Origin of the sequence: Isoptericola sp. NPDC056578 (assembly GCF_042793275.1) — a bacterium.
GTDB lineage: Bacteria > Actinomycetota > Actinomycetes > Actinomycetales > Cellulomonadaceae > Isoptericola.
In genome coordinates, this window is record NZ_JBHTVC010000098.1 from 1 (window position 1) to 9,767 (window position 9,767).

Below are 9,767 nucleotides of genomic sequence, written 5' to 3' on the forward strand. Positions count from 1 at the left end.
CCTCGCGAGGGGGTGGGAGAGTAGGACGCCGCCGGACACCCATTCACGAAAGGCCCACCCCACACCGGGGTGGGCCTTTCGCATACCCCCGAACACCCACCTGGCAGCCCGAGGATCTCCCACACCCTGACGGCCACGAGGTTCTGACGGTCCGCCTCGCGGCGTGCCTACCGCTCCTCGACGGACCGGGCGATGCCCGCTCCCGCGCCGACGGTGTTCCCGTGTCGGCCCTGGCGTGGGCCGGCGGCCTGCCCCGAAGGTCGGGCGCGGTCGACGTCGGCACCTCGAAGACCACCGACCCGGCTCCGTTGCTTCCGCGTCTCGCTGACCGCCTGCATGGCGCGCGCGGCGGCAACCGGGGCGCGGTCTGCTGGTCGGGTCCGTGGCGGGTGAGGGTGTGGCGTGGTGGCATGGATCGCGGGGAAGACCGCGCGGTACGCGGGGATCGACGGGCACACGATCGCGCCTGAGCCGGTGCCCGAGGGGGTGCCGTGTCCGTGCCTGCCGTCACATCTGGTGAGGGCCGTGCACTCGCTCTTCGAGCAGCGTGGCGTGGGAGAATACCGGTCGTGTCGGCGTCGGAAAGGAAGATCGTGAGCGATTCAGAGCGGGACGGAAACAGGGGCGGTGCGGGGGGTCGCGCATCGTCGTCCCGTGACGGCTCACGCGATCGAGCTCGTGACGGTGGTCGCGGCTCGTCCTCGTCGTCGGGGGCGTCGGGCCGTGGCGATCGCCCGCAGCGCGCGGGTGGTCCGGGCGCGCGCCAGGGCGGGGCACGACCGGCGGGTGGTGGCTCCTCCCGCGACGGGCAGGGGGCGCCCGGCGGTCGTGGACGCGAGTACCGGGAGAACCGCGCGGGTGGTGCGGAGCGCCGGGGGCGTGCCGACGGCCCGCCGCGCGGCGACCGGGAGCGCACCGGCCGGCGGCCGGAGGACGGCCGTGGGTCGGGCGACGCCCGGGGCTCGCGCGACCGCCGTGACGGCGGTGCGCGGGAGTGGCGCGACGACCGCCCCGGCCGGGGCCGCGACCAGAGCCGCGACGGCTACGGCCGACGGGAGGACCGCGGCGGGTCCGCGAACCGTACGGACAGGCGAGACTCTCGGGACCGGGACACCGCCCGCGAGGAGCGTCCCCGGACGGCGCGTCGGCCGGGCGGGCACGACGCTCGCGGTGCCGGTGAGGACCGGGCGCGCCAGGGGCGTCGGCCCGATGAGCGCGAGGCTCGCGACGCGCGTGGCTCGGGCGAGCGCACCGGACGCCGTTCGGACTCGGGGTACGGCCGCACCCGCGACACCCGCGACGACCGCCCTCGCGGCCCGCGTCGCGACCGTGACGACGACCGTCGCCCCGCGCGCGGGGACCGGGACGGCAGCGGACGTCCGGACTACCGCTCCGGCGGACGACCGGACGGTGGAGGGCGCGGCCGCTCGGACGGCCAGGGGCGCGCGGCGGGTCCGGGACGACCCGCACGGCCCGCGGCGGGTGCGGAGCGGCGCCCCCGCGTCGTGGAGCCGGAGATCGCCGACGACGCGTCGATGGGTCAGCTCAGCCGCGACGTCCGCGGCCGCCTGCGCGGGCTGACCAAGGAGAACGCCGAGCGCATCGGCCTGCACCTCGTGATGGCGGGGCGGCTCCTCGAGGTCGACCCCGAGCGCGCGTACGAGCACACACAGGCAGCGGTGCGTCGCGGCGGCCGGGTGGACGTCGTCCGGGAGGCTGCGGGCATCGCGGCGTACCGGACCGGGCGCTTCGCCGAGGCGCTGCGGGAGCTTCGCACGGTGCGACGTCTCAACGGCTCCTCCGAGCACCTGCCGCTGATGGCGGACGCGGAGCGTGGCCTCGGGCGCCCCGAGCGCGCGCTCGCCCTCGCCTCGAGCGAGGAGGCGCGCACGCTCGACGCCGAGGGGCGCACCGAGCTCGCCATCGTCGCGAGCGGAGCACGCAGCGACCTCGGGGAGCACGACGCCGCGCTCGCCGTGCTCGACCGGATCCCCGCTGCCGAGCGGCGCGGCGACCTCGGGCTCCGGGTGCTCCAGGCCCGCGCGGCGGCTCTGGAAGCGGCCGGCCGCGAGGAGGAGGCGGCACGGCTCTTGGCGGGGGTCGACCCGGCCGAGCTCGCGCGCGCCTCCGGCGTGCCGGAGCAGTCCGACGACGTCGTCGTCTACGACACGTACGACGAGGATGCCGTCGACGCGGACGACGCGGACGACGCGGATGACGCGGATGACGCGGACGACGCGGCCGCGGACCCCGGCGACGCGGACGACGCGGCCGCGGACCCCGGCGACGCGGACGACGCGGCCGCGGACCCCGGCGACGCGGACGACGCGGTTGCCGTCGGCGTGGACGACGACGGCGAGAGGGCTGAGGCCGAGGACGCTGCGGGGTCCGACGTCGCCGGGTCCGACACCGACCGGACGGAGCAGGCGAAGGAGCCCGGGACGGACGCGGGCCAGGCATGACGGCGTCCCTGTCGGGCAGCACGGGCCCCCTTGCAGCGGCGCACGACCTGGCCCTGGTCGACCTCGACGGTGTCGCCTACAAGGGTCACCTGCCCATCCCGCACGCGGCCGAGAGCCTGACGTCGGCACGGGCCGCAGGGCTCCGGCTGGTCTTCGTGACGAACAACGCGTCACGCGAGCCCGAGGAGGTGGCAGGCCAGCTCACCGGGCTGGACATCCCGACCGACGCGGACGAGGTCATGACGGCGGCCCAGGCGTGCGCGGCGCTGCTGCGCACGCGACTGGAGCCCGGCGCCCGCGTGCTCGTCGTCGGCGGGGCGGGCCTGAGGACGGCGGTCGCCGGAGCGGGCCTGACGGTCGTCGACTCCGCCGACGACGCCCCCGACGCCGTCGCCCAGGGCTACGCGACGGGCCTGACCTGGAGCGACCTCGCCGAGGCGGCCTATGCGGTCGCCGGCGGTGCCTGGCACGTGGCGAGCAACCTCGACCTGTCGCTCCCGACGGCGCGGGGCTTCGCTCCCGGCAACGGGGCGCTCGTCGGGGCGGTCGTGGCCGCCACCGGGGTCGAGCCGGACAGCGCGGGCAAGCCGTCACCCACGATGTACCGCCTGGCGGTCGACCGGGCGGGCGCGGAACGCCCGCTGGTGATCGGGGACCGCCTCGACACCGACCTCGCGGGTGCCCGCGCCGGCGGCATTCCCGGCCTGCACGTGCTGACGGGTGTGTCCACGGCGCGCGACGCCGTGCTCGCGGAGCCCGGCCTGCGCCCGGACTTCGTCGGCGCCGACCTGCGCGCCCTGCTCGAGCCGCACCCCCTCCCGGGGCGATCCACCGACGGCTGGTGGACGTGCGAGGGCCGCGCGGCACGGGTGGTGGACGGGGCGTTGGAGCTCGATCGTCGGGGCCCGCAGGGGATCGACGTCGTCCGCGCGGCCTGCGCTGCCGCGTGGGACGCCGCGGACCGAGGCGCCCCGGCGGCGGCGTCGACCGTTCCGGAGCTGCGCGCCTGACCGCGCGGTCGCGGGGACCGGGGCACGCCCCGCCGTCGTGCCGCCGCCCGGTGGGCACGGCGGCGGAGGACATCTCGGGAACGGTCGCGACGGACCTGGTCGCGGGCTGTGCGTCGTGCGCTCGACGCCCGCGCCAGCAGGTAGCGTGGACCCGGACCTCGGACGGCGGCACAGCCCGCGCGACCAGCCGCCCCTCGGACCGGCGGTCCGCGCGCACCCGCCCGGGTGCCGGCGACGAGACCACGACCGCGAGCGGCAGGGAGGGACCATGACGCAGGACCAGCCGACGACCGGAGCCGTGCCCGCCGACCCGACGGCCGACCGCGCCACCGCACCCGCTGCCGAAGGTCCCGCCGCGGCCCGGCCGACACCTCGGCCTCCCCGCGCCCCCGGCGCTGATACCGGCCCGCGGACCGGTGTCGACGAGCTCGAGGGCCTGGACGACCTCCCCGTCGCCGAGCACGTGGAGCGGTTCGCCGCGGTGCACGACGCGCTGCGCGCACGGCTCGACGGCGCACCGGACGCCGGGCAGGACGACGGCCCGGCGGCAGGGCCACGGCGTTGACGGCGGTGGCACGCACGGACGTCCGGATGGACGCGGAGCTCGTCCGCCGCGGCCTGGCCCGATCGCGCCGGCAGGCGGTCGAGCTGATCGACGCGGGCCGGGTACGGCTGGGCGACCGCGTGGTCACGAAACCCTCCGCGCCCGTGCCCGACGGCGCGTCCGTCACGGTGCTCCCGGACCCCGAGGACCAGGCGTACGCGTCGCGCGCCGGCGGCAAGCTGGCCGGGGCGCTCGACGCGCTCGCGGACGACCCCGCCGGGCAGGAGCTGCTCCGGGCGGTCGACGGCGGATGGTGCCTGGACGTCGGCGCGTCGACCGGCGGTTTCACGGACGTGCTGCTGCGCCGGGGCGCGCGGCACGTGGTGGCCCTCGACGTCGGGCACGACCAGCTCGTGCCGTCGCTGCGGGCCGACCCTCGGGTCACGGTCGTCGAGGGGTTCAACCTGCGCGACCTCACGCCGTCCGACCTGGAGCGCGCCCCCGACGTCGTGGTGGGCGACCTGTCCTTCATCTCCCTCACGCTCGTGCTGGGCCCGCTCGCCGCCGTGCTCTCCCCGGAGGGGCACGCCCTGCTGCTGGTCAAGCCGCAGTTCGAGGTCGGCCGCGAGCGGCTCGGCAGCGGTGGCGTCGTCCGCGACCCGGCCCTGCACGCCGAGGCGGTGCTCGCCGTCGTGCGGGCCGCGGCGGGTCACGGCCTGCGCGCGTGCGCGGTGGTGCCGAGCCCGCTGCCGGGGCCCAGCGGCAACCGCGAGTACTTCTGCTGGTTCCGCCCCGACGGCCAGGCCGCGGCGGCGGCCGCCGACACGGCCGAGCACGCCGTGGCGGCCGCCGTCGCCTGGCAGCCGGGCGCCCCCGCCGCGCCGTCGTCCGTCCCGCCCGTCCTGCCCATCGGAGGAGCACAGTGAGCCGCCGAGTCCTCATCGTCACCCACGGGGGCCGCCCGGAGGCCGTGGCGGCGCTGTCCGAGGCCGTGCGCGAGCTCACCGAGGCGGGCTTCGAGGTCGCCCTGCACGACGACGACCTCGCCGAGTCGTTCGGCGACCACATGGCCGCGGCGCGCGCCCGGGAGGGCGTCACGGACTCCGAGGCCGTCATGGTGCTCGGCGGCGACGGCACCATCCTGCGTGCCGCCGAGCTGACGCACGGCACCGGGGTCCCGCTCCTGGGGGTCAACCTGGGGCACGTCGGCTTCCTCGCCGAGAGCGAGCGCGACGACCTGCGCCACGCGGTGCGGCGGCTGGCCGCCCGCGACTACGAGGTCGAGGAGCGCGCCGTCGTCGACGTCGCCGTGCACCTGCCGGGGGAGGAGACCCCCCGGACCGGGTGGGCGCTCAACGAGGCGACCGTGGAGAAGGCGCGGCGCGAGCGCATGGTCGAGGTCGGCATCGCCGTCGACGGTCGCCCGCTCTCGTCGTTCGGCTGCGACGGCGTGGTGATGTCCACGGCGACCGGCTCGACGGCGCACGCGTTCTCGGCAGGCGGGCCGGTGATGTGGCCCGAGGTGGACGGCGTGCTGCTGGTCCCGCTGTCGGCGCACGCGCTGTTCGCGCGCCCCCTGGTGATCGGCCCCCGCTCGACGTACACGGTCAAGGTGCTCGAGCGCAGCCCGGTCCCGGCGGTGCTGACCTGCGACGGCCGGCGGCGCATCGACCTGCCGGTCGGGTCGTGGGTGGAGGTGCGGCGGGGCGCGCTGCCGCTGCGGTTCGCGCGGCTCTCGCCCGCGCCGTTCACCGACCGGCTGGTGTCCAAGTTCTCGCTGCCGGTCGTCGGATGGCGCGAGCTGGCGGCCCAGCGCCCGGACCATCGGGCGCCGGCGCCCGGGCCGGGCGACGACGAGAAGCTCGACGAGCACGACAAGGAGGCGTGAGGTGCTCGAGGAGATCGCGATCGAGAACCTGGGCGTGATCCGCGCCGCCCGGGTGCCCCTGGCCGACGGGCTGACCGTCATCACGGGCGAGACGGGCGCGGGCAAGACGATGGTGCTCACCGGGCTGGGCCTGCTCATGGGCGGCAAGGCCGACCCCGCCGCCGTCCGACCCGGCGCGGACGGCGCCGTCGTCGAGGGCCGGCTCCGCGTCGCCGCGCACCCGGGCGTCGCCGCGCGGGTCGACGAGGCGGGCGGCGAGGTCGACGACGACGGGACCGTCGTGGTGCTCCGCACGGTCGCGGCGGCAGGCCGCTCCCGCGCCCACCTCGGCGGGCGTGGCGTGCCGCAGGCCGTGCTCGCCGAGATCGCGGACGAGCTCGTGACCGTGCACGGCCAGGCCGACCAGCTGCGGCTGCGCACGGCGGCCAAGCAGCGCGAGGCGCTGGACACCTTCGCCGGCCCCGACCACCAGGACGACCTCGACACCTACCGGGCGGCGTGGTCCGAGCGTGCCGGGCTCCTGGCGGAGATCGACGACCTCACCGCGCGGGCCGCGGAGCGCGCCCGGGAGGCGGAGCTGCTGCGGCTCGGCCTGGCCGAGGTGGAGCGCGTGGACCCGCAGCCGGGGGAGGACGCCGAGCTGACCGCTCTCGTGGGGCGGCTGGGCAACGCGGAGCAGCTGCGCGTCGCGGCCCAGGAGGCGCACGACGCCGTCGCCGGCGACGACGTGGAGACGGCCGGCAGCGCGGTGGAGGCGGTCGAGCGGGCGCGGCGGGCGCTGGAGGCCGCGGCCCCGGACGACCCGACGCTCGGTGGCCACGCGACCCGGATCGCCGAGGCGGGGTACCTCCTCGCCGACGTCGCGACCGAGCTGTCGTCGTACGTGAACGACCTGCAGGCGGACCCGGCGGGCCTCGAGACCGCGCACGCGCGGCTCGCGGCGCTCACGACGCTCACCCGGAGCTACGGCGAGACCATCGACGACGTGCTGCGGTGGGCGAGCGACGCCGGGCTGCGCCTGCTCGACCTCGACGACGGCGGCGAGCGGCTCGCCGGGATGCGCGAGCGCACGGCCGAGCTGGACGCCGAGCTCGCCGGCGCGGCGGAGCGGCTGACGACGGGCCGCCGCAAGGCCGCGGAGGCGCTCTCGGACGCGGTGACGCAGGAGCTGTCCGGGCTGGCCATGAAGGGTGCGCGGCTCGTCGTCGACGTCGCGCCCGCCGACGAGCCCGGGCCCTGGGGCGCCGACCAGGTCGCGTTCCTGCTCGAGCCGCACCCCGGTGCCCCCGCCCGCCCGCTGGGCAAGGGCGCGTCCGGCGGCGAGCTGTCCCGGGTGATGCTGGCCGTCGAGGTGGCGCTCGCCACCGCGCGCGTGGAGGCGGGCGCGGGATCGGGGCGGGCCACGACGCCCCTGCCGACGTTCGTCTTCGACGAGGTCGACGCCGGCGTCGGCGGTCGCGCGGCGGTCGAGGTGGGGCGGCGCCTGGCGGTGCTCGCGCGCAGCACGCAGGTCGTCGTCGTGACGCACCTCGCCCAGGTGGCCGCGTTCGCGGACTCGCACCTGGTGGTGACGAAGTCCACCCCCGAGGGCGGCGGGGCCGCGGCGGACGACGGCGCCGACCCGGGGGCCGGCATCACGGTGACGGGCGTGCGCGAGGTCACGGACGACGCCCGGGTCCGCGAGCTGGCGCGGATGCTTTCCGGGCAGGAGGAGTCCGCGACCGCCCGTCAGCACGCGGTCGAGCTCCTGGAGTCCTCCACCGTGGGACGATAGGGGCGATGAGAATGATCCTGCGCAAGTCCGAGCGTGCGCCCGACGCCGGCGACGAGAACACCGACGTGACAGGGCCGGCCCGGGTCGGATCGCGGACCAAGGACCTCACGAAGCGTCTGCACGCCGGTGACGTGGCCGTCATCGACCACGTGGACATCGACCGGGTCGCGGCGGACGCGCTGGTGGCGGTCAGCCCGGCGGCGGTGCTCAACGCCGCCCGCTCGACGTCGGGCCGGTACCCGAACGCGGGGCCGGGCATCCTCGTCGACGCCGGCATCACCCTGGTCGACGACCTGGGCCCCGCCGTGATGGCGCTGCCCGAGGGCGCCGCGGTGCGGATCGACGGCGGCACCGTGGTCGTCGACGGCACCACCGTGGCGGAGGGCGTGCGCCAGTCCCCGGAGACCGTCGCGGCCGACATGGTCGCGGCGCGCGAGGGGCTGTCGGAGGAGATCGAGAACTTCGCCGAGAACACGATGACGTACCTGCGTCGCGAGCGGGACCTCCTGCTCGACGGCGTCGGCGTGCCGGACGTGCGGACGAAGTTCGACGGCCGGCACGTGCTGATCGTCGTGCGCGGCTACCACTATCGCGAGGACCTGGCGATGCTGCGGTCCTACATCACGGAGAACCGGCCGGTGCTGGTCGGTGTCGACGGCGGTGCCGACGCGATCATCGACGCGGGCTGGAAGCCGGACATGATCGTCGGCGACATGGACTCGGTGTCCGACCGTGCGCTGTCGTCGGGGGCGGAGATCGTGGTGCACGCGTACCGCGACGGCAACTCGCCCGGGCTGGACCGCGTGCAGGCGCTCGGCGTCGAGCCCGTGGTGTTCCCCGCGACGGGGACCAGCGAGGACATCGCCATGCTCCTCGCCGACGACAAGGGGGCCGAGCTGATCGTCGCGGTCGGCACGCACGCGACGCTGGTCGAGTTCCTCGACAAGGGGCGGGCGGGCATGGCCAGCACCTTCCTCACCCGGCTGCGCGTGGGCGGCAAGCTCGTCGACGCCAAGGGTGTGTCCCGGCTGTACCGCACCCGGATCTCGAACCTGCAGCTCACGCTGCTGTCCCTGGCGGGCGTGGCCGCCGTCGTCGCGGCGCTGTGGTCCACCGCCGCGGGGCAGACGCTCTTCGGGCTGATCGGTGCCCGGATCGACGACCTCGTCTCCTGGGTGGGTAGCCTCTTCGGCGGGTGACGCTGCTGCGCGCCCCCCTGGCATCCCGCCCGACCTGACCCGACCGCCCCGACCTGACCGCCCCGACCTGACAAGGAACCTCTGCCGACCGTGATCGACTTCAGGTATCACCTCGTCTCGCTGATCTCCGTCTTCCTCGCCCTCGCGGTGGGCATCATCCTGGGTGCCGGCCCGCTCCAGGGCACGCTCGGGGACCAGCTCACCGAGCAGGTGGACGCGCTGCGCACCGAGCGCAACACGCTGCGCGAGGAGCTCGGGCAGGCGCAGACCACGGCGCAGGACCAGCGGCGCTTCATCGAGACCGCAGGCGACCAGCTGGTCGCCGGGTCGCTCGCGGGGATGAACGTCGCCGTCGTCGAGGTGGACGAGGTGAGCGACGCGAGCCGGAAGGCCGTGCTGGACCAGCTGGAGGCGGCGGACGGCACGGTCGTCGCGCAGGAGCGGCTGGCCGCGTCGTGGACGTCGGCCGACGAGCTGACCATGCGGGAGACGGTCGCGGACGGGCTGCGCGAGAAGCTGCCCGCCGAGGCGGTCGAGGGAGTGATCGACGAGGACTCCGGCCCGGCCGAGCTGCTCGCGGCGTCCCTCACCGTGGCGCTCACCGACGCCGCTCCGGCGGGCGCGGGCCCGTCCTCGTTCAGCGAGGCCGCCCTCGAGCAGCAGCACCTCCTGGAGCAGGTGGGCCTCGTGGAGCAGGTGGCCGAGCCGAGCGCGCCGGCGGACGCGATCCTGCTGCTGTCGGGCGGCGCCACGGTGGCCGACGAGGAGGAGCAGACGCAGGACGCCGACCCGGAGCAGACGGGGATGGGCGCGCTCGCCGCGCTCGCGGGGACGTCCGCGGAGATCGCGGGGACCTCGGTGGTCGCCGGGCCGACGACGCAGGACGGGGA

General features: G+C 76.6%; 8 protein-coding genes. All 8 read left to right on the forward strand.

What is annotated here, in order from left to right:
* Positions 1 to 1,535 precede the first annotated feature (1,535 nt).
* Positions 1,536 to 2,462 (forward strand): hypothetical protein, encoded by a 927-nt coding sequence (locus ACFQ80_RS22005; protein WP_430565139.1) that lies wholly within the window; start codon positions 1,536 to 1,538, stop codon positions 2,460 to 2,462.
* Positions 2,459 to 3,472 carry an HAD-IIA family hydrolase gene (locus tag ACFQ80_RS22010; RefSeq protein WP_430565140.1) on the forward strand — a complete coding sequence of 338 codons (1,014 nt, stop codon included), beginning with the start codon at positions 2,459 to 2,461 and terminating at the stop codon, positions 3,470 to 3,472. The genes ACFQ80_RS22005 and ACFQ80_RS22010 overlap by 4 nt, the downstream gene beginning before the upstream one ends.
* 268 nt (positions 3,473 to 3,740) lie before the next feature.
* Positions 3,741 to 4,037: a hypothetical protein gene (locus tag ACFQ80_RS22015; RefSeq protein WP_430551714.1), complete on the forward strand. Its 297-nt coding sequence runs from the start codon at positions 3,741 to 3,743 to the stop codon at positions 4,035 to 4,037.
* Positions 4,038 to 4,063: 26 nt separating this feature from the next.
* Entirely contained in the window at positions 4,064 to 4,942 is an 879-nt protein-coding gene (locus ACFQ80_RS22020; protein ID WP_430565141.1) for a TlyA family RNA methyltransferase, read from the forward strand.
* Positions 4,939 to 5,904 carry an NAD kinase gene (locus ACFQ80_RS22025; protein WP_430551716.1) on the forward strand — a complete coding sequence of 322 codons (966 nt, stop codon included), beginning with the start codon at positions 4,939 to 4,941 and terminating at the stop codon, positions 5,902 to 5,904. Before ACFQ80_RS22020 ends, ACFQ80_RS22025 begins: the two co-directional genes overlap by 4 nt.
* Position 5,905: 1 nt before the next feature.
* A complete protein-coding gene (recN, locus tag ACFQ80_RS22030; RefSeq protein ID WP_430565142.1) occupies positions 5,906 to 7,678 on the forward strand; it encodes a DNA repair protein RecN in 1,773 nt (590 codons plus the stop codon).
* 5 nt (positions 7,679 to 7,683) lie between these two features.
* On the forward strand, positions 7,684 to 8,877 hold the full coding sequence (steA, locus tag ACFQ80_RS22035) for a putative cytokinetic ring protein SteA (RefSeq protein WP_430551718.1): 1,194 nt from the start codon (positions 7,684 to 7,686) through the stop codon (positions 8,875 to 8,877).
* A 90-nt stretch (positions 8,878 to 8,967) separates the two neighbouring features.
* Positions 8,968 to 9,767, forward strand: an 800-nt coding sequence (locus ACFQ80_RS22040) for a copper transporter (protein ID WP_430565143.1), incomplete at its 3' end; no start/stop codon positions are given.

Coding starts and splice junctions, on each gene's coding strand:
- ACFQ80_RS22005 (WP_430565139.1), top strand. CDS start 1,536: ATGGGTCAGCTCAGCCGCGACGTCCGCGGCCGCCTGCGCGGGCTGACC.
- ACFQ80_RS22010 (WP_430565140.1), top strand. CDS start 2,459: ATGACGGCGTCCCTGTCGGGCAGCACGGGCCCCCTTGCAGCGGCGCAC.
- ACFQ80_RS22015 (WP_430551714.1), top strand. CDS start 3,741: ATGACGCAGGACCAGCCGACGACCGGAGCCGTGCCCGCCGACCCGACG.
- steA (WP_430551718.1), top strand. CDS start 7,684: ATGAGAATGATCCTGCGCAAGTCCGAGCGTGCGCCCGACGCCGGCGAC.
- ACFQ80_RS22020 (WP_430565141.1), top strand. CDS start 4,064: ATGGACGCGGAGCTCGTCCGCCGCGGCCTGGCCCGATCGCGCCGGCAG.